The organism is Proteiniphilum acetatigenes DSM 18083 (assembly GCF_000380985.1).
Taxonomy (GTDB): Bacteria; Bacteroidota; Bacteroidia; order Bacteroidales; family Dysgonomonadaceae; genus Proteiniphilum; species Proteiniphilum acetatigenes.
Genome location: NZ_KB905711.1, coordinates 1 through 19,158, shown reverse-complemented (window position 1 = coordinate 19,158; position 19,158 = coordinate 1). Strand labels below are relative to the sequence as shown.

Here is a 19,158-nt window from a genome sequence, read left to right as displayed (position 1 = left end):
TAATGAAACGATATATTTATATATTTTTAAGCTTCTCTTTTATATTGAACTTTATAGCCTGCGACCTGGAAGAATTGCCCCAGGCTACCGCGTCGCGCATCGCCATTTTTGAAACGGCAAGCGGTCTGGAACTTTATTCCAATTCGTTTTATGAAATGCTGCCCACCCCTTACGACGGTGTCTTTGCCATAGACGATAACAGTGATTTGATCGCACGTAATAATGTTGATTCGCGTTTCATGCCTAACGCGTTAAGCCCTGCTACAAGCAGCGGGTGGTCATGGAGCAACTTACGGAACATCAACTATTTTATTGAAAACACGGAACAAAGCCCCGTCGCGGAGAAAGAGCATTACCTGGGATTGGCCCGTTTCTTCAGAGCTTACTTCTATTTCGGAATGATAAAGCGTTTCGGAGATGTACCCTGGATTGACCGCACGATAGATGTTGATGACGATGAAACCCTGTATGGTCCCCGCCATGACCGGTTTGCGGTGATGGAGTATGTGCTGGAAGATCTGAATTACGCCATAGAGCATATCTCAACAATCTCGGAGCCTACCCGCACTCTCATTACGAAGGATGTGGCGAGAGCCTTCAAGACACGCGTCTGTCTTTATGAAGCCTCTTTCAGGAAGTATCATACGCAATATGGAAAAGAAGGCACAGCCAATACCTGGTTTGAAGAAGTGGTGAAAACAGCCGATGAGATCAAGGGTTACTCCCTGGTAGAAGGGGCTAACGCCTACCGCAATCTGTTCCTTCAAAAGACTCCCAACAGCAATGAAACGATATTGGCAGTTACTCTGGACGCAAATTTACAGGTATTCAGTTCCAGAAACAGAAGAACGATCAGTCCTACTTACGGAAACCGCCCTTCCCTGACGCGCCGGTTTATCAACACCTATCTGAATATCGACGGGAATCCCTTTACAAGCGATCCTGATTACAAAACAACTCCGTTTACAGAAGAGGTGAAAAACAGGGATCTGCGTCTCGGCCAGACCATCCGGGTCGGGGATTACCACCGTACCGAAAACGGAGCGCCGATCATTGCTCCTCCTAATCTGGAGCAGGCATATACAGGTTATCAAATCATAAAAGGATGTTACGACGAGCGATTCCCGTATGACGATGAAAGCCGGAATGAGAACGCACACCTTATATTCCGTTATGCCGAGATCCTCTTGAATAAGGCGGAAGCTTTAGCCGAACTGGGTACGATGACAGATGCCGAATGGGCATCAACGATCGGCGCTTTAAGAACTCGTGCCGGGATACAAGGGACAACACTTACTCAAAAACCTTCGACAGCCGATCCTTATATGATTGAGTTTTATGATGGCAAATTCACCGATCCGGTTTTATTGGAGGTGCTCCGCGAACGCGCCGTGGAAATGATCACGGAAGGATTAAGACCCGACGACCTGATCAGATGGCGTTTAGGCGATTTATTTGCCGAAGCTCCCATGAATGGGATGTATGTGCCCGCATTGGGCGATTATGACCTGAACGAAGACGGCATAATGGATGTCTGTTTTTACCGGGGAGAACGGCCTTCCTCCTCACAAGCCTCAGTTTTTGTTGATGTCACCTCCGCCGGGGTTGGCAACAGAATCTTATCGAATGGCGATTCCGGAGAAATTATCTGGAATCCGGGAGCAAGAGAGTGGCTGGATAAAAAGTACTTATACCCAATCCCTGAGGCGGATTTTCTGAAAAACCCCAACCTGGGACAAAATCCCGGATGGGAATAGTATTGTCACCGGTATCTCAAGCAAGCCTGTCAATTATTTTCACAGGCTTACTTGTTTTTCTTGATCGGAAAATGTAATTTCGGGCTTTAAAACATTTACCGAGTCTCTCCACCGGTACAGGTGCTTATCAATGACGATGAGATCTACCTCGACATCACGGTAGACTCCAGGATAAATGTACGGCAGAAAGATTTGTCAGGAAAAACATTACATACACATATAATCAACGGAAAAAAATGAAAAAAACAGTATTTATTTTAGGTTTGTCTCTTATGACAATAATAGCAGCAGCCTGCACGAATAACAGTAGTGGGAAAGAATGCAACCTGAGAGTAGCATCGTTCAACCTGAGGATGGACACCCCTAACGATGGTGAGAATGCCTGGCCGAACAGGAAAGAGATGGTGAAAGGCCTGATCAGATTCCATGATCTTGACATCATCGGCACTCAGGAAGGATTTAAGCATCAACTTGATGATATTCTTGAATTGAACGGCTATGCCTATGTGGGAGCCGGGCGTGATGATGGTAAGGATGCCGGTGAACATTCGGCCATCATCTACAAAAAAGATCGTTTGGAATTGCTTGACAATGGTGATTTCTGGTTCTCCGAAACACCTGAGGTGCCGGGGAAAGGATGGGACGCCACCTGTTGCAACCGCATCTGCTCATGGGCGAAATTCAAAGATATCGAATCGGGAAAAGAGTTCTTTGTGTTCAACTCACACTACGACCACGAAGGAAAAGTGGCACGCAAGAATTCTTCGCTGTTACTGATAGAAAAGATCGAGCAGATTGCGGGAGACAGCCCGGTATTCGCTACCGGCGACTTTAACGCCACCCCTGACGATGAACCTATTCAAACCATTTATAATGCAGGTAAACTTAATGACTCCTACCTTGTAACCGAGGAACCTCCTTACGGGACAGAAGGCACTTTCAATGCGTTCAGACCGGACGCACCTTCAAATAGCCGGATCGATTACATCTGGGTTAGCTCCGGCATCACAGTCAAAAAATACGGGGTACTAAACGACAGGCCATACGGACGGTTTCCTTCCGACCACTTTCCGGTAGTAATTCAGGTAAAGATGTAACAGATTAATCAGCCAATTCAATTTTCGCAAGAAGTACAATTGCAACTAAATCATTCGCCTGGATGTACCTGCGAAAATTGAGTCAGGTAATATAATAAATAAAGCCCGGTTTGATTAAAGTCAACCGGGCTCTTTTAAAGTATATTTCAGTAAATCTAAGCGATTTCAGACCTTACGACAACTTTTCCAGCGCCTTTTTGATGCGCGCAATCGCTTCGGTGATGCTTTCATCGGAAGTGGCATACGACAAACGAATGCATCCGGGTGCACCAAAAGCATCGCCACCCACACACGCTACATGAGCCTCTTCCAGTATATACATCGCCAGATCTGTAGCTGTCTGTATTGTTTTTCCGTTATATGACCGTCCCAAATAGCTTGAGCAGTCAGGGAAAATATAGAAAGCACCCATCGGGCTGTTCACCTTCAATCCGGGAATCTGTCCCAGTAACTCTACGATGAGGTTCCTTCTCCTTTCAAAAGCTATCCGCATCTCTCCCACGCAGGATTGATCTCCGGTATAGGCTGCCAGGGCTGCTTTTTGAGAGATTGAAGACGGACCCGATGTATATTGCCCCTGCAACATATTACAAGCCGATGCGATCCACTGCGGTGCGGCAATCCATCCTATACGCCATCCGGTCATGGCATATCCTTTCGACACTCCGTTTATCACTATCACACGGTCACGAACAGTACTGAACTGCGCGATCGACTCATGTTGTCCAATATAGTTGATATGTTCATATATCTCGTCGGCAATCACATACACTTGTGGATATTTTTCCAGTACACCGGCTAATGCAGCTAATTCTTCTTTGGTATATACACTTCCGGTCGGATTCGACGGAGAACAGAGGATCAGCGCTTTGGTCTTCGGAGTGATAGCTTCTTCCAGTTGCTGCGGAGTGATTTTAAAATTCTGCTCAATTCCGGCATAAACGAAGACCGGTGTTCCTTCCGCAAGTTTTACCATCTCCGGATAACTCACCCAGTAAGGTGCGGGAATAATCACCTCTTCACCCTTGTCCACAATAGAAAGGATAACATTACACAACGACTGTTTTGCTCCACCGGAGACTACAATTTGAGCAGGAGTATATTCCAGCTCATTTTCGGCTTGCAGCTTTTCGCAAATCGCTTTCTTCAGGTCGGGAAATCCGGCCACTGGAGAATAAAAAGAGAAATTATCGTCAATCGCTTTCTTGGCCGCCTCCTTTATATGCTTAGGGGTATTAAAGTCGGGTTCCCCCACACTCATGTTGATCACATCAATGCCCTGAGCTTTCAGTTCATTGCTCTTTTGTGCCATCGCGAACGTTTCAGAAGGCGATAGGGCGGTCAGTCTGACTGATAATAAATCCTTCATAAATTGTAATAAATTTAGACTTTTTGTTAGATAACGGAGGCAAAGATATATAAAAATATTATTTCAATAGACGATTTCCTATATAAATGATTATAATACAATCGCACTGCTTTACAAAAAGCAAAAAAGGCTGTATAAAACAGCCTTACTATATATTTTATTCAATTAGTTTCTTAAATCAAAGCTTTCGTAATCCCTTTTCGGATTACTCAGCTTCAGACACCAGTCCTTTTCATCAGCTCGCCATACGCAAGCCGGCTCTCAAACTCCTAAGCCTGTTCACCCTGTTTGCACGGTATGCAGCAGACCCGTTTGAGATGTTCTGCTCCAGATATTTTATCTGAGACAGAATTTCTTCTTTAGTTAGGCTTTTGATAGTCATAATTTTCCTTTCATTTAAAAGTTATGATTTATCGGCAACCGTTCACAAGTTACAAGAAGCCCTTGTCAGTAAATTAATTGATAACCTAAAAGTGATTTCAAATAACTCGCTTGCCATTTAAATCGACACAAAGATACAACAAAAAACATGTTATACAACATATTTTTGATAGATTTTTGCATAATGAGATAGAATTAGTCTATCACAAAGATATTTTAATACAACATTTTCGTTAAGCAATATGAACAGAAGACAAGCTTGCTTGGACTATGTCATTGCGAGAAAATGCCTAATTTTAATGAACAATTCAATTTTTATGGGATACTGATAAGATTCCGGCATATTCAGAGGGATGGATCATAATAGAAATTTATTGGTAAATTTTGTTAAATAAATTATCCTGATGCAAGGTTTCCATATTTTCAGGATTTAGTATTTATAGAACGCGAGAAATATAAAATGTATAACAATTTATCAATATTGAAGTTATGAAGATTACAAAACCACTTTTATTGACAGGAGGCTTTTTTTGTTTCCTCCTTTTATTTCAGTCATGCCTGGATAATGACTCCCCGGGATACAGTTATTGGCCAAACGCGCTTGTGACAGTCAAGGCAGTCGACGACAACTCTGTTTATCTGCAATTGGATGACAAGACAACGCTACTGCCTGTAAACCTGACGAAACATCCCTTCGATTCCAAAGAAGTCCGTGCTTTAGTGAACTACAAAGAGGTCGATGAACCTAGTGGAATATACAGCAAAGCCGTACATGTAAACTGGATTGACAGCATCCGGACAAAACCGATGGTTCCCGATTTGGGAGATGAAAATGATACTGAATATGGAAATGATCCCGTGGAGATCGTTAATGATTGGGTGACGATTGTAGAGGACGGTTATCTCACCTTGCGTTTCAGGACCCTATGGGGAGGAGACCGGGGAAAGATCCATTATGTCAATCTTCTTGAAAGCCCGGATCCCGAGAAACCGTATGAAGTGGAATTCAGGCATAATGCTTCCGGTGATATACATGGAACAATGGGAGATGCTTTGGTAGCGTTCAAACTGGATAAATTGCCTGATACGGAAGGCGAAACAGTGAAATTGAAGTTGAAATGGAATTCATTCAGCGGAGAGAAGTCAGTAGAATTTGACTATAACTCCCAGGCTTCATCCCCCGTCCAATCAGCAATAACATACGAAAGGAGTGAGGTTAATGTAAAATAGGGAAAAACGATAAAGACAAAAAAAACGGAATATCTGTACCTGTAAAATAAAAAGTTTTTTTTACGGTCAGAATAATTATGAGGTTGTACCTTTGTGGAATGGTACAACCTCTGGTTTAGAAAGTTTCTTGATGTCGATGTTAGAGAAGAAAGATAATGAGCAAGAGCTACTGAGAAAGATCTTATCGGGCGATATCATTGCTATGAAAGAGTTCTACAATAATTATTCTGGGTATCTTACCACAGTATGCTCTCGTTATATCTCTAACAGTGACGATGTAAAGGATGTCTTACAGGAAAGTTTTATAAAGATATTCAAATCAATAGCCAATTTTAAATACAAGGGAGTGGGATCTCTAAAAGCATGGAGCAGCCGTATAGTAGTCAATGAATCATTAAAGTTTCTCAAAGAAAATGAGAGATTGAATATCATCAATAGCCCGATATGGGATTTACCGGATATCAGTGAAGAAGAAGCTGATTTTGAACAAATTCCGGCATCGGCCATATTAGAGATGATCCGGGCCCTTCCGGCGGGATACAGGACAGTGTTCAACCTGTATATTTTTGAAGAGAAAAGCCACAAAGAAATTGCATCGATATTGAATATTACGGAAAATACCTCGGCATCACAGTTGCATAGGGCTAAAAGTTTTTTAGCAAAGCAGATTAATGAGTACAAGTCTTTAAAATAATGAAGTCATGAATAGTCAGTGGTCGGATAATCTGCGTAAAAGGATGGAAGCTCATGAAGAACCTTCTCCGGATGGATTATGGGAAGATATTGAGCAGATCGTAACCAAAGAACTCCCTTTCCGGACGGTGGAACGCCCTGTTCAATCTCCATCAGGAGAAAAAAAGAACCTGTTGTGGGTTAAAAGGATTGGTGCGGTAGCAGCCATCCTGTTAGTCCTGCTTTTTGTCGGAGATTTTTTTCTGAATAAAGATACCCTGCACTCTCCTGCAATTACTCAGAGACCGGAAGTGGAACACAAGCCGGGGAATAATCTCTCCATAGATCACGATAATGAGGGGATTCTTCTCACGGAAGAAGGCCACCATGGATCCCTTACCCCTGATAAAAATACCGCAATCTTCTCAGCATTGGCTTCCACAGCGTCTGCAGACAGAAAAACGGATGATTTCTTTATTGATAAGGAAAAGGACAAACCTGACAATGGATACCAAAGCGAATATCCGGAAGAAGAATCCGGTATAGAGGAAAAAGCTACCGATAGGTATTCTGTATCAAGAGACCAGCGTCACGATTATCATACGCCTGAACCCAATACCCATTATCCGGTTATTACACGGCGGAACAAACCCGCGAGGTGGCAGACAAGTCTTTATGCATCAAATATCTCATCAGGCTCTTCAAATACATACAATGGTTACAGAAGTTTTTTGGCCGAAGAGATCTCTATGGGAAAAGAGGATGATGTGGCGCCTCTTTTGGTAAAATACCCGCATGAAGGGATTGTTGCTGCAAATAAACAGAGTGCGGTCTATACTGAGGCGAAACATAGACAGCCCGTGACAATGGGAGCCTCCATAAAGTATAATTTAGACGAAAAATGGAGTCTTACAAGCGGATTAACCTATACCATACTATCGTCGCAACTCCGGTCGGGCAGTAACAGTCATTATTATACAAGTGAACAAACCCTGCACAATATTGGTATCCCTCTGGGCATTAATTATAATCTCTGGAAGGTCAGGAATATATCAATCTATGTATCAGGAGGAGGAATGGTCGAAAAGAATGTTTCCGGCAAATTAAGCACGGATTATGTCATCAATGATAAACCTGAATCCACCGAAAAAGATAACATATCCATAGACCGGTTGCAATGGTCGATCAACACCTCGGTAGGCGTGGAATATAATCTTTTTTCAAAGATAGGATTGTATGCAGAGCCGGGGGTGATCTATTATTTTAAGAATGGAAGTGAGGTTGAAACAATATATAAGGAAAAGCCTGTGAACGTTAATCTTAGGGTGGGTCTCCGTTTTTCATTGGGCAAATAATCAAAAACCCCTGTAAACTAGTCGCCTACAAGGGTTTACTATTTCGCGGAAGCGGGGGGATTCGAACCCCCGGTACGGTTACCCGTACGGCAGTTTAGCAAACTGCTGGTTTCAGCCACTCACCCACACTTCCTTGTGGATTTCCGCGAAATCGGATGCAAATATACAAGATTGTTTTCAACTTGTCAAAGAAAAGGTGACTTTTTCAAACGAAAACATTCAATTTCATTAGATATTTTCTCCGCCCGGCAAAACAAATAAATTTGTTCTGCTCATGCTTAACAAAAATATTCTATTTTTGTATCGGTTCTCATGAGTCACTATACAAAATGGAACAGATAAAGAAGAAAAAAAGAAATAAAACAGTCCTACTGATCACCGGTAGCCTATTGCTGGTATTCATTGCAGCAGGGATTTACCTGTATAGTACAGTCTTTCAGCCGTTCTCACTTACGGAAACAACATATATCCATATCGACCAGGAAAAGAGTTATGAAGAGGTAGTAAGGCAACTGAAAGAAGAGGCGGGGCTCCCTTCTGAAAAGATCTTCCGGCTGCTGGCTGAGCGCATGAATTATCCCAACATGGTAAAAACCGGGAGATACGCCATTGAAGACGGCATGACAATGCCGGATGTGATACGTAAGTTGCGGTCGGGAACCCAAACCCCGGTAAATCTCACATTCAATAATATACGGATCAGGGAAAATCTGGCAGGACGTATCTCACAACAGTTGATGATTGACAGCCTTTCATTGCTGAATGCACTCGAAGATCCTGCCAATGCCGAGAAGTTCGGGTTCGACGAATATACATTCATCTCAATGTTTATACCTAATACCTATGAAGTATACTGGGATACAAGCATCGACAATCTGCTGAACCGTATGAAAAGGGAGTATGAACTTTTCTGGAATGAAGAGCGAAAAGAGAAGGCCGGGAAAATAGGACTTACGCCTGTGCAGGTCTCTACCCTGGCATCTATTGTGGAGGAAGAAGCCACTTATGCCGATGAATATCCTATCGTGGCAGGATTATACCTGAACCGATTAAACAGGGGTATGCGATTGGAAGCCGATCCGACGGTAAAGTTCGCAGTGGGAGATTTCGCATTGCGACGCATTCTATTCAGACATCTTGAGGTAGAATCGCCTTATAATACATATAAGAACGGCGGACTTCCTCCGGGGCCGATCCGCGTCCCTTCCATACAGGCGATAGAAGCCACATTATTGCCCCAGCAGCACCGGTATCTTTTTATGTGCGCCAAAGACGATCTTTCCGGCCGGCACAACTTCGCAACTACCCATGCCGAACATGCACGTAACGCAGCGGCATACCAAAGAGCGTTGAATGCAATGGGCATCTATTGACGTTTATACAACACCTGAATATATTCGCAAAGGTTTTTGAATGTTCTGAAAGATTTCAGGAACAACACCAGATCCCTATTACTTTTTATTCTTCAATCGTTGTTTCACTGATTCCTTATCCTGATGGATTTGTGCTACCAATTCTTCTTTGGTATCAAATTTCCGGTCAGTACGGATAAAATCGATAAATTCCACACTCATCGACTGATTATACAAATTACCGTCAAAGTCGAAAAGATTGACCTCTACGCTGATCTCATTGTCTGAATGTAGTGTAGGACGTCTCCCAATATACAACATGCCAGGGTAGATAAGATCGCGCAAATGCACCATCACCGCATAAACCCCCAGTTCAGGTACTACCTTATAACGTTCCCAAACCCGCATATTAGCCGTAGGATAGCCGATAGTACGTCCTACCTGATAACCCTCTACAATCTTGCCCGACAACCTGTAATTATATGATAACAACTCGTTGGCTTCTTTGATCTTTCCCGCTTTCAACAACCGGCGTATTTGTGAAGAGCTCACATCATTATCCCCCAATTGAAATTCGGTAGCAAGGATTACTTGCATACCTAATTCCTTACCATATTGGCTATATTCGGGATAACTGTCCTCTCTGTTATGTCCGAAACGGTGATCATAACCGACAAGCAGCGTATTCACATGAAGCTGTTCTTTCAAAACCTTTTGCATAAATTCCCTTGCAGAGAGTTGAGAAAGTTCAACGGTAAACGGAAGGCTGATACAATAGTCGATACCTGCGGTAGCCAACTGTTCAATTTTCTCATCAAACCCGCATAAAAGCGCCGGCTGATAATCTGTCTGTAACACTTTGCGGGGATGTACAGGGAAAGTGACCACAGCCGAGGGTAATCCGCGCCTCTCTGCCTCCTTCTTTACCTGATCGATCAAATGCCTGTGACCGATATGTACACCATCAAAAAAACCAACAGTCGCCACAAATGAAAGATCACCAATCCCTTTCTCTACAGTTAAATCAATGAGTTTCAAAATCAAGTAAAATTATTTATTAAACTGCGAAGATAAAACGAATTTGGCAAAGCTTTGTTTAAAAAAGAAAGATTCTTTTGTTATATTCTCATTACTACCGGACGCATTATCAAAGAAATCAGGTAAAATACTTTCATATTAACATCATTTCAGTACCTTTGTGTTCAATATTATCACACTACAAAGTTTAATCCTTTAAAAAAGAAGCGATGAATTCTAAATTTATTTTATTGGCTCTAATGAGTATGATTATGGTAATGACAGGTTGCACAGGCGAAGCGAAGCACAACACGCTGACGCAACAGGAGATTGCCGACGGATGGGAACTGCTGTTCGACGGCACTACACTCAATGGGTGGCGCGATTACAATGGCGAGGAACTGACTGCCCCCTGGTTTGCTGAAGACGGCATGATACAGGCCAAGGGCGAAGGCGCCGATGAACACGGTTACATCGTTACCGAAAAAACGTATGAAAATTTCGAACTGGTATGGGACTGGAAAATTGCTGACGGCGGTAACAGCGGCGTGCTGTACCACGTGGTAGAACATCCGAAGTTTGCTGTTCCTTATGTGACCGGTCCGGAATACCAATTGATCGATGATCTCGGATTTCCCGAACCGTTAGAAGATTGGCAGAAAACAGCGGCCGATTATGCCATGCACACCACCGATCCGGAAAAGACCATTATCAAACCGGCAGGAGAATGGAACACCTCCAGGATCGTTTTCGATAACGGTCATGTGGAGCATTGGCTGAACGGTGAGAAGGTGATTGAGTTCGAGGCCTGGACAGAGGATTGGTTTACACGTAAGAACAGCGGTAAATGGGAAAATGCTCCCGAATACGGATTGGCACGCAAAGGCGTTATCTGCCTGCAAGACCATGGTTCAGCTGCATGGTTCCGGAATGTGAAGATCAAAGAGTTACCCCACAAGACCAAAGAGGTAAGCCTGTTCAATGGAACTGATCTGCACGGATGGGAAATCTACGGAACCGAAAAGTGGTATGTACAGGATGGCCTCCTGGTATGCGAAAGTGGGCCGGATAAACAATATGGCTATCTTGCCACGCGTGAATATTACGATGATTTCGACCTGACTCTCGAATTCAAACAGGAAGCTGACGGTAATTCCGGTGTCTTCATCCGCTCATTCGTGGAACCGGGCGCTATTGTAAATGGCTGGCAGGTGGAAGTGGCTCCCAAAGGGCATGACACCGGTGGTATCTATGAGTCTTACGGACGTGGATGGCTGGTACAGATTCCCGATGAAAAGGAAGAAATATTGAAAGAGGGCGAGTGGAACACCTTACGTATCCTGGTAAAAGGTGACAATGTAAAGACTTTCCTGAATGGAGAAGAGATGGTCGACCTGACCGACGAGAAGATAGGCAAGGCACAAGGACGTATCGCTTTGCAAATCCATGACGGAGGAGGTATTAAAGTGCTTTGGAGGAATCTTCAGCTAAAAACATTGTAATAATTGAACGTTCTTCCTCTATCTTAATAATATGTAAGTCGAAGCCTCGTCTTAAAAAGACGGGGCTTTTTTCGATTTTATTTTAAAAAAGAGCCTATCTTTGTATGATCAACTCACTTAAAATAAAGAATGACAGAAAAAAACGAACTCTTACAAAGTATTATTGAAGGAATTCAGGAGAAGAAAGGAAAAAACATTTGTACTATCCACTTAAAAGGCATGACGGGTGCTGTATGTGATTATTTTGTAATTTGCGAAGGTAATACACCCACCCAGGTATCGGCCTTAGCCGATTCAATAGATGAGATTGTGAAGAAAAACACCAAAGAAGATCCTATCCGTGTACATGGACAGCAACTCGCCGAATGGATTGCAATGGATTACGGTAATATAATTGTACATATATTCCTACCCGAACTCCGCAATTTTTACAATATCGACAACCTTTGGGAAGATGCCCGGTCTGAACGTATTCCATCCATTGATTAAAACTTATTTCCCAAAAAATTGTTACAATATTTCTACAATAAAATCATCGGAAAAATTTCGTAATAGAGAGTCACTCAAATGAACAATACGAACAAAGAAAATAAACAGGATAAACAACCTACCCTGCGGCCCAAAATAGGCGGTAACAACAACCCCAAAAGACCATTCAACCCTTACTGGATTTATGCTGTAGTGTTGGCATTGCTCATGGGAATGTGGTTTTTCGGACAAGATACTACTGTAAAAGAGGTAAAATGGTCGGAATTTCAGGAATATGTGAGAGATAACCGAGTGAAGAGCGTAGTGGTGTACAGCAACAAAGAGACTGCGGAAGCAGTCGTACGTGAAGAGTCTATAAGCTATGTTTTCGGAGATGATGCCGGCAAGGCAATGAGAACACCTCTGATTCTGATCAAAGTTCCTTCGACCGATGCCGTAACAAACTTCATAGATAATGTAAAGGCCGAAAAAAACTACGATATCGAGGTACGTTTTGATACAACATCGGAACTCTGGGGCATATTACTCACTTTTGCTCCTTTTCTTTTGCTCATTGTATTCTGGATATGGATGATGCGCAGAATGCAGGGTGGTGCCGGTGCCGGCGGAGGTGTTTTCAATGTAGGTAAATCGAAAGCACAACTGTTCGATAAGGATTCCAGTCAGAAAGTGACTTTCAAAGATGTCGCCGGACTATCCGAAGCCAAAGAGGAGGTGCAGGAGATTGTGGAGTTCCTGAAGAATCCCAATAATTACACCAATCTGGGTGGGAAAATTCCCAAAGGCGCGTTACTCGTAGGCCCTCCCGGAACCGGAAAAACATTGCTGGCAAAAGCGGTGGCAGGCGAAGCCAATGTACCTTTCTTTTCCATTTCCGGATCCGATTTTGTGGAGATGTTTGTGGGTGTAGGCGCATCCCGTGTAAGGGATCTTTTCCGCCAGGCAAAAGAGAAGGCGCCCTGTATTGTATTTATCGACGAAATTGATGCCGTAGGCCGTGCCCGTGGAAAAAACAATAATTTCGGATCGAATGACGAACGGGAAAACACATTGAACCAACTTCTTACCGAAATGGACGGCTTCGGATCAAACAGCGGGGTAATCATCCTTGCTGCTACTAACCGTGCCGACGTGCTGGACAAAGCTTTGCTGCGTGCAGGCCGTTTTGACAGGCAGATCTACGTAGAACTTCCCGATCTGAACGACCGGAAAGAGATATTCAAGGTACATCTTCGTCCTATCAAAATAGACGAATCTGTGGATGTTGAATTCCTGGCCCGTCAAACACCCGGATTTTCCGGTGCCGATATAGCCAACGTCTGCAATGAAGCAGCACTGATTGCTGCCCGGAAGAAGAAGAAATTCGTGGAGAAAGAAGACTTCATGAATGCGGTCGATCGCATCGTGGGAGGGCTGGAAAAGAAAAATAAGATCATCACCCAGAATGAGAAGAAAGCCATCGCCATCCATGAGGCTGGACACGCTACACTGAGCTGGTTCCTGGAACATGCCAACCCGTTGGTGAAGGTGACTATCGTGCCCCGTGGGAAAGCACTGGGAGCAGCCTGGTACCTGCCGGAAGAACGGCAGATCACGACTAAAGAGCAGATGCTCGATGAGATGTGTGCTCTCCTCGGAGGAAGGGCCGCCGAAGAAATATTTATAGGATCGATCTCCTCCGGGGCAATGAACGATCTGGAGCGCGTAACCAAGCAAGCCTACGCCATGATAACCTATATGGGGATGAGTGAAAAGCTGCCCAACCTGAGTTATTACGACTCGTCAGGTCAAGAGTACACTTTCTCCAAACCCTATAGCGATGAAACAGCCAAGCTGATCGATAACGAAGTGAAAGCGATGATCAACCAGCAATATGAGAGGGCAAAACATATTCTTACCGAGAAAGCGGAGGGGCACAACAGGCTGGCAGGTATTCTGCTTGAAAGGGAAATCATCTATTCTGACGACCTCGAAAAAATATTCGGCAAACGCCCCTGGATATCCCGTTCCCAGGAAATATTAGAGAATGAGAAAGAATCCTCTTCCGGCATACAACTCCCACCCAAACCTCACGGCTCCGGAGATCATATATTCATCGACACCGATGAAAAAGTTCCGTCCGGCTCTTCACAGGAAAATAAGGAGCGTGAGAATGAGAACAGCGGAGAAAACAGATAAACGCTTAATCTCAGTGAATAAATAAAGAACAAGCGGAATAGAAAAAACCAATAAGATTTTAAAGACGACTGATAGCCTGACTTTTAACGGTCAGGCTATTATTTTTAGATCCTATTTCATCTAAATTAACAAGAATCGGTATCAATGGGTGCGAACATTTCTCAGAGTGTTTTCGTTATAGACAGACAGGAAATTAATTTAATGATTTAATGATGTGATGATTATCATTAAATTAATTATTTTGGGTCTATAGACCGACAGGAAAAAAATAAATTAGTTATATGAAAACAATTCATTATTACTTATTGACAGGATTATTTGCGTTATCGGCAATCAGTTGCAACAATTCCAACGCGAGAAACAGTGAAAACGACAATTCTAAAAACAGTGTAAATATGAAATTCGAAAAAGTAGCATTACCTTATGCAACCGATGCTTTAGAGCCGGTTATCAGCAAACAGACAGTAGAACTTCACTATGGTAAGCACCATCAGGCCTATGTGGATAATCTGAATAAGTTAGTGGTGGGGACGAAATTTGAAAATGCAGATCTTGAAACAGTAGTAAAAGAGAGTGATGGCGCTATTTTCAACAATGCGGGACAGATCCTCAACCACAATATCTACTTCACCTCTTTCAAAAAAGACGGCGGTGGTGAGCCAAAAGGGAAACTGGCCGATGCAATCAACGAGCAATTCGGCTCGTTCGAGAAGTTTAAAGAAGAATTCAATGCAGCCGGAGTTTCCGTATTCGGTTCGGGATGGGTATGGCTGGCAAAGGATCAGGACGGTAAACTTTCTATCTTGAAAGAAAGCAATGCCGGTAATCCGGTTACAAGCGGTCTGGTTCCTATTTTAGGTTTTGATGTATGGGAACATTCATACTATCTTGACTATCAGAATCGCCGTGCCGATCACCTGAAGGAAATATGGAAGATTATAGATTGGGATGTGGTAAGCGCACGTTATTAATTGAAAGCAATCTTCCGGCGAAGATCGCAATAGTCAACTGAATGGGAGGGAGTGAATATCAACAATTCACTCTCTCTTTTTTATCTCTTCATCATAATCCCGGTAAGCATCCTCCCGGAATGTACGGTTTGCCTGCGGGCAGAAAAGAAAATATCCTCCCTCTCGAAGGTACACAATGTACTTTTTTCGATCTGATCCTCAGGGACTCCAAGCCTGATCAGTTCCCTCCTGTTGATCTCTTTCAAATTGACATGGTATCTGGAGTATAAGGTTTCTCTGGGAAAAAGGGTGGCATCAGAAAGGTCGAATCCTTCATCATGAAACCGACGCACCACTTCATCTCCTACTTCGTAATGCGACATATCTATGGCCGGACCGATGCCGACGATCATATTCTCCGGTAAGGAACCGAATTGTTGCTCCATCTCCACGACAGTTTTCTCAACAATCCGTCCTACAGTACCTCTCCACCCGGCATGAATAGCAGCAATTATCTCATTCTTTCTATCATACAGAATCACCGGTACACAATCGGCGGTAGTAACACACAGGAAGATATCTTTCTCACCGGTGATAGTGGCATCGACGCCATACAGGGTTTCAATGGCTGTGGCATGGTCAAGGTTAAAGAAATTTCTGTCAATTGTCAATACCCTGGGTCCATGCGTCTGGTGGGGGATAATGAACCGGTCTATATCCATATAGAGCATACGGGCAAGTATCTCCCGGTTCTCTCTGATATTCAACGGGCTGTCATCCGAAAAATTACCCATATTGAAAGAGGAGAAGGTACCGTCACTCACTCCTCCCTCCCGGGTAGTAGTAAAATGAACAATATTTTCTTCCCTGTCGAACAGGTCGAACAAAAGCAGATTGCTATACAGAGGATGTGGTTTCATTTCTAATCGTTAAAAGTCCTCTTCGTAGTAGTTATCATCTTCTTCCATATCCTCTCCCGATCCGGAATCATCATCGGAAAATTCCTCTTCCGGATCAAATTCGAACCTGGAAATATCGAGATTCCTATGTACCAATGCATCCCGCGAAGCTGATATCGGCACATAATCATCCGAATTGAGTTCACGCCAAAGCATATCTTTCAGTGCAGGAATACCGTATCCCGTAATAGAAGAGATAAACAGGTAAGGGATATCGGGTAAGCCGAATGTCATTTCCTGCATCAGTTCTTCATCGAGCATATCGGCTTTGGATATTGCCAACAAATGAGTTTTATCCAATAGCTCGGGATTATATTGAGTCAGCTCGTTCAGTAAGATATTGTACTCTTTCTTTATGTCATCCGCATCGGCAGGAATAACAAACAGCAATAAAGAATTACGCTCTATATGCCGGAGGAAACGTAATCCAAGTCCTCTTCCTTCACTGGCACCTTCGATAATCCCGGGAATATCGGCCATCACAAACGATTTTCCGTCACGATATTCCACAATACCCAAATTGGGCTGGAGTGTGGTAAAGGGATAATTGGCGATCTTTGGTTTTGCAGCTGATACCACTGAAAGCAATGTGGACTTCCCCGCATTCGGGAAACCCACTAATCCCACATCTGCCAATAGCTTCAACTCAAGGATTATCCATCGCTCTTCATACGGTTCTCCCGGCTGTGCATAACGCGGAGTCTGATTTGTAGACGACTTAAAATGGACATTGCCCAGGCCGCCACGTCCCCCCTTCAGCAAGGTCACTTCCTGGCCATCATCTGTGATATCACACAAATATTCTCCGGTATGTGCATCATAGGCTACAGTACCACAAGGCACTTCAATTATCTTACTTTCGCCCTTTTTCCCCGAACGTTGAGCCTTTGATCCGCTTTCGCCGTGTCCGGCAAAGATGTGTCGCTGATAACGCAGATGGAGTAATGTCCAGTAGTTACGATTACCACGGAGGATAATGTTTCCGCCATCTCCCCCATCGCCCCCGTCAGGACCACCTTTCGGGATATATTTTTCCCTCCTCAGGTGGGCAGAGCCTCGTCCACCCTTACCTGACCTGCAGAAAATCTTTACGTAATCTACAAAATTTGTTTCCGCCATTTTTATTTTTCTAACCGGTCGATCTCTTTCTCGATGGATCCGAAGATATCATCAATAGAACCAACCCCTTCAATATTTTTTAATGTGCCGCGTGTCCGGTAAAACTCCTTGAGCGGCTCGGTCTGAGCATGATACACTTTCAGCCTCGATTCAATGGTTTCACGGTTATCATCCGCCCTGCCGGAGATCTGTCCCCGTTTCAGCAGGCGGTCGATCAACTCTTCTTCCTCCACTTCCAGGCTGAGGACAGCATCTATGGCCTCACCATGCTTCTCCAACATCTTACCCAGCGCTTCGCCCTGGGCAAGCGTACGGGGAAATCCATCAAAGATAAATCCTTTGGCGTCTCTATGCTTGCCAATCAGATTATCCAATATATCAATCACCAACTCGTCGGGAACAAGATGTCCTTTCGACATATATGAGTCCGCCAATTTTCCCAATTCCGTGTCTGCTTTAATCTCGTTGCGCAATATATCTCCGGTAGAGAGATGCTTGAGTCCATATTTCTCAACTAATTTCGCGCTTTGTGTCCCTTTTCCCGATCCGGGAGCTCCAAAAATTACAATATTCAACATATTCGTTTTTCGTTAAGATGCAAAGATACAATTTTTATTTTTTTCCGGACTGTAGCTCCATCACCGTTTTTATACTCCCTCATTCAATTGAAGTTGAACTAATTTTTTTGTCATCTGTTTATAGAGTAAAAGTCAACATTTTCGCTAAGCAATACGAACAGAAGACAAGCTTGCCTGGAATGTTTTCGGTAAGCGAGTACAGAAGAAAACTTGTTTTATTATGTTGAGCGTAGAAAACAACTAAATTTACTTGAATATGTCGTTGCGAAAATTGAAAATCGAGGAGCGAAAGCGACTCAAAATGCCTAAAGTAATTGAAACATATAACACTCTCTACAATGAAAAAAGAAGAATTCAAACAAAAAACGTATGATGTACTGAACGAATTAGCAGATTACATCACCAAACTGGAAGACAAAGCAGGAGAAATTGCGGAAGAGGCAAAAGAAGAATACCGTGAGCGTCTGGAGAATCTCAAAGAGATTAAAAACAATCTGTCCGCCAAATTGGAGGAATATGAGCAAGTGGCCGACTCTAAATGGGATGTGGTGAAGGATAGTGCTGTCAATTTCTTTGCTTCAGTAGCTGATGCATGGAAAGAAAATTTCGGTAAAGTAGCTGATGCATTTAAAAAAGAGAAAACCGGAGGTTGTTGTGACGATACCGATACCGACACACCGGACTAAGAACATTAGAAAATCCAACACCATCAAGCAGTGTTGGATTTTTTTATTTCGAGGTACCTGGCGGATTCGAACCGCCGTCAACGGTTTTGCAGACCGGCGCCTAACCACTCGGCCAAGGTACCAATTGCCCTTAAATAGGTTGCAAAGGTAGGATATTTTTTTGACTTATAAAAAGATTCCCCCTCTTTTTCTATTCCAGCAGAGTCAAGCAGCAAGTGCAATTTACATTAATTGTTTGTAAAACTCAACTTTTGGTGTGCTGAAGCTTAATTTTTCTCTTGGTCGATTGTTCAATTTATGCTGTATTTGCTTTAATCTCCCCGGGGGATAGTCCTTGAATGATGCCCCCTTGGGGATGTATTGCCGGATGAGTTTATTAGCATTTTCAATCGCTCCTTTTTGCCACGATGAATAGGGGTCTGTAAAATATACGGGGACTCCCAGTCTTTTAGTTATCATTTCATGGG

17 protein-coding genes and 2 tRNA genes are annotated in these 19,158 nt (G+C 43.4%); 11 read left to right on the top strand and 8 right to left on the bottom strand.

The genetic code is table 11. The features are described from left to right. Positions 1–2: 2 nt before the first annotated feature. Together F597_RS0118385 and F597_RS0118375 are read left to right on the top strand one after the other, a co-directional pair. Positions 3–1,757: a RagB/SusD family nutrient uptake outer membrane protein gene (locus F597_RS0118385; protein WP_019541222.1), complete on the top strand. Its 1,755-nt coding sequence runs from the start codon at positions 3–5 to the stop codon at positions 1,755–1,757. Between the two features lie 236 nt (positions 1,758–1,993). Continuing rightward, on the top strand, positions 1,994–2,854 hold the full coding sequence (locus F597_RS0118375; protein WP_019541220.1) for an endonuclease/exonuclease/phosphatase family protein: 861 nt from the start codon (positions 1,994–1,996) through the stop codon (positions 2,852–2,854). 172 nt (positions 2,855–3,026) lie between these two features. Here F597_RS0118375 and F597_RS0118370 read toward each other — a convergent pair whose 3' ends face one another. Continuing rightward, the gene (locus tag F597_RS0118370) at positions 3,027–4,223 is read right to left on the bottom strand and encodes a pyridoxal phosphate-dependent aminotransferase (protein WP_019541219.1); all 1,197 of its coding nucleotides are present in this window, start codon (positions 4,221–4,223) and stop codon (positions 3,027–3,029) included. 870 nt (positions 4,224–5,093) lie between these two features. Between F597_RS0118370 and F597_RS0118365 the strand changes: the two genes are divergently transcribed. The 3 genes from F597_RS0118365 to F597_RS0118355 all read left to right on the top strand — a co-directional run bounded on the left by F597_RS0118365 (position 5,094) and on the right by F597_RS0118355 (position 7,861). Next, positions 5,094–5,834, top strand: coding sequence for a NigD1/NigD2 family lipoprotein (locus tag F597_RS0118365; RefSeq protein WP_019541218.1), 741 nt, complete (start codon positions 5,094–5,096; stop codon positions 5,832–5,834). A gap of 130 nt (positions 5,835–5,964) precedes the next feature. Beyond that, on the top strand, positions 5,965–6,528 hold the full coding sequence (locus F597_RS0118360; RefSeq protein ID WP_026327640.1) for an RNA polymerase sigma factor: 564 nt from the start codon (positions 5,965–5,967) through the stop codon (positions 6,526–6,528). A 7-nt stretch (positions 6,529–6,535) separates the two neighbouring features. Continuing rightward, positions 6,536–7,861: an outer membrane beta-barrel protein gene (locus tag F597_RS0118355; RefSeq protein ID WP_019541216.1), complete on the top strand. Its 1,326-nt coding sequence runs from the start codon at positions 6,536–6,538 to the stop codon at positions 7,859–7,861. Between the two features lie 46 nt (positions 7,862–7,907). On the opposite strand, the gene F597_RS0118350 is transcribed toward F597_RS0118355, so the two are convergent. Continuing rightward, positions 7,908–7,994, bottom strand: a tRNA-Ser gene (locus F597_RS0118350). 196 nt (positions 7,995–8,190) lie between these two features. Between F597_RS0118350 and mltG the strand changes: the two genes are divergently transcribed. Beyond that, complete coding sequence (gene mltG / locus F597_RS0118345; protein WP_019541215.1) at positions 8,191–9,234, top strand: endolytic transglycosylase MltG; 1,044 nt, start codon at positions 8,191–8,193, stop codon at positions 9,232–9,234. Positions 9,235–9,312: 78 nt separating this feature from the next. Here the strand turns inward: mltG and F597_RS0118340 are convergent, their stop codons facing one another. Further along, on the bottom strand, positions 9,313–10,257 hold the full coding sequence (locus tag F597_RS0118340; RefSeq protein ID WP_019541214.1) for a bifunctional riboflavin kinase/FAD synthetase: 945 nt from the start codon (positions 10,255–10,257) through the stop codon (positions 9,313–9,315). A 233-nt stretch (positions 10,258–10,490) separates the two neighbouring features. Between F597_RS0118340 and F597_RS0118335 the strand changes: the two genes are divergently transcribed. From F597_RS0118335 to F597_RS0118320, 4 genes are all read left to right on the top strand, one after another. Then, positions 10,491–11,732 (top strand): 3-keto-disaccharide hydrolase, encoded by a 1,242-nt coding sequence (locus F597_RS0118335; RefSeq protein WP_044060477.1) that lies wholly within the window; start codon positions 10,491–10,493, stop codon positions 11,730–11,732. 129 nt (positions 11,733–11,861) lie between these two features. Next, positions 11,862–12,221 (top strand): ribosome silencing factor, encoded by a 360-nt coding sequence (rsfS, locus tag F597_RS0118330; protein ID WP_019541212.1) that lies wholly within the window; start codon positions 11,862–11,864, stop codon positions 12,219–12,221. Positions 12,222–12,299: 78 nt separating this feature from the next. After that, positions 12,300–14,399 (top strand): ATP-dependent zinc metalloprotease FtsH, encoded by a 2,100-nt coding sequence (ftsH, locus tag F597_RS0118325; RefSeq protein WP_019541211.1) that lies wholly within the window; start codon positions 12,300–12,302, stop codon positions 14,397–14,399. Positions 14,400–14,794: 395 nt separating this feature from the next. Then, on the top strand, positions 14,795–15,370 hold the full coding sequence (locus F597_RS0118320; protein ID WP_026327638.1) for a superoxide dismutase: 576 nt from the start codon (positions 14,795–14,797) through the stop codon (positions 15,368–15,370). 80 nt (positions 15,371–15,450) lie between these two features. Here the strand turns inward: F597_RS0118320 and pgeF are convergent, their stop codons facing one another. From pgeF to F597_RS0118305, 3 genes are read right to left on the bottom strand one after another with little or no spacing between them, the layout of a single operon-like run. Next, positions 15,451–16,269, bottom strand: coding sequence for a peptidoglycan editing factor PgeF (gene pgeF / locus F597_RS0118315; RefSeq protein ID WP_019541209.1), 819 nt, complete (start codon positions 16,267–16,269; stop codon positions 15,451–15,453). Between the two features lie 9 nt (positions 16,270–16,278). Continuing rightward, positions 16,279–17,427, bottom strand: a complete 1,149-nt coding sequence (obgE, locus tag F597_RS0118310; RefSeq protein WP_019541208.1) for a GTPase ObgE — start codon at positions 17,425–17,427, stop codon at positions 16,279–16,281. 2 nt (positions 17,428–17,429) lie between these two features. After that, positions 17,430–18,005, bottom strand: a complete 576-nt coding sequence (locus tag F597_RS0118305; protein ID WP_019541207.1) for an adenylate kinase — start codon at positions 18,003–18,005, stop codon at positions 17,430–17,432. A 338-nt stretch (positions 18,006–18,343) separates the two neighbouring features. Between F597_RS0118305 and F597_RS0118300 the strand changes: the two genes are divergently transcribed. Beyond that, on the top strand, positions 18,344–18,691 hold the full coding sequence (locus F597_RS0118300) for a sll1863 family stress response protein (protein WP_019541206.1): 348 nt from the start codon (positions 18,344–18,346) through the stop codon (positions 18,689–18,691). 51 nt (positions 18,692–18,742) lie between these two features. Here the strand turns inward: F597_RS0118300 and F597_RS0118295 are convergent. Both F597_RS0118295 and F597_RS0118290 read right to left on the bottom strand, forming a co-directional pair. Continuing rightward, positions 18,743–18,813 (bottom strand) — tRNA-Cys (locus F597_RS0118295). Positions 18,814–18,913: 100 nt separating this feature from the next. Beyond that, the coding region (locus F597_RS0118290) for an IS30 family transposase (protein WP_019541205.1) at positions 18,914–19,158 on the bottom strand (245 nt) is incomplete at its 5' end.

Coding starts and splice junctions, on each gene's coding strand:
- F597_RS0118385 (WP_019541222.1), top strand. CDS start 3: ATGAAACGATATATTTATATATTTTTAAGCTTCTCTTTTATATTGAAC.
- F597_RS0118375 (WP_019541220.1), top strand. CDS start 1,994: ATGAAAAAAACAGTATTTATTTTAGGTTTGTCTCTTATGACAATAATA.
- F597_RS0118370 (WP_019541219.1), bottom strand. CDS start 4,223: ATGAAGGATTTATTATCAGTCAGACTGACCGCCCTATCGCCTTCTGAA.
- F597_RS0118365 (WP_019541218.1), top strand. CDS start 5,094: ATGAAGATTACAAAACCACTTTTATTGACAGGAGGCTTTTTTTGTTTC.
- F597_RS0118360 (WP_026327640.1), top strand. CDS start 5,965: ATGTCGATGTTAGAGAAGAAAGATAATGAGCAAGAGCTACTGAGAAAG.
- F597_RS0118355 (WP_019541216.1), top strand. CDS start 6,536: ATGAATAGTCAGTGGTCGGATAATCTGCGTAAAAGGATGGAAGCTCAT.
- mltG (WP_019541215.1), top strand. CDS start 8,191: ATGGAACAGATAAAGAAGAAAAAAAGAAATAAAACAGTCCTACTGATC.
- F597_RS0118335 (WP_044060477.1), top strand. CDS start 10,491: ATGAGTATGATTATGGTAATGACAGGTTGCACAGGCGAAGCGAAGCAC.
- rsfS (WP_019541212.1), top strand. CDS start 11,862: ATGACAGAAAAAAACGAACTCTTACAAAGTATTATTGAAGGAATTCAG.
- ftsH (WP_019541211.1), top strand. CDS start 12,300: ATGAACAATACGAACAAAGAAAATAAACAGGATAAACAACCTACCCTG.
- F597_RS0118320 (WP_026327638.1), top strand. CDS start 14,795: ATGAAATTCGAAAAAGTAGCATTACCTTATGCAACCGATGCTTTAGAG.
- pgeF (WP_019541209.1), bottom strand. CDS start 16,269: ATGAAACCACATCCTCTGTATAGCAATCTGCTTTTGTTCGACCTGTTC.
- obgE (WP_019541208.1), bottom strand. CDS start 17,427: ATGGCGGAAACAAATTTTGTAGATTACGTAAAGATTTTCTGCAGGTCA.
- F597_RS0118305 (WP_019541207.1), bottom strand. CDS start 18,005: ATGTTGAATATTGTAATTTTTGGAGCTCCCGGATCGGGAAAAGGGACA.
- F597_RS0118300 (WP_019541206.1), top strand. CDS start 18,344: ATGAAAAAAGAAGAATTCAAACAAAAAACGTATGATGTACTGAACGAA.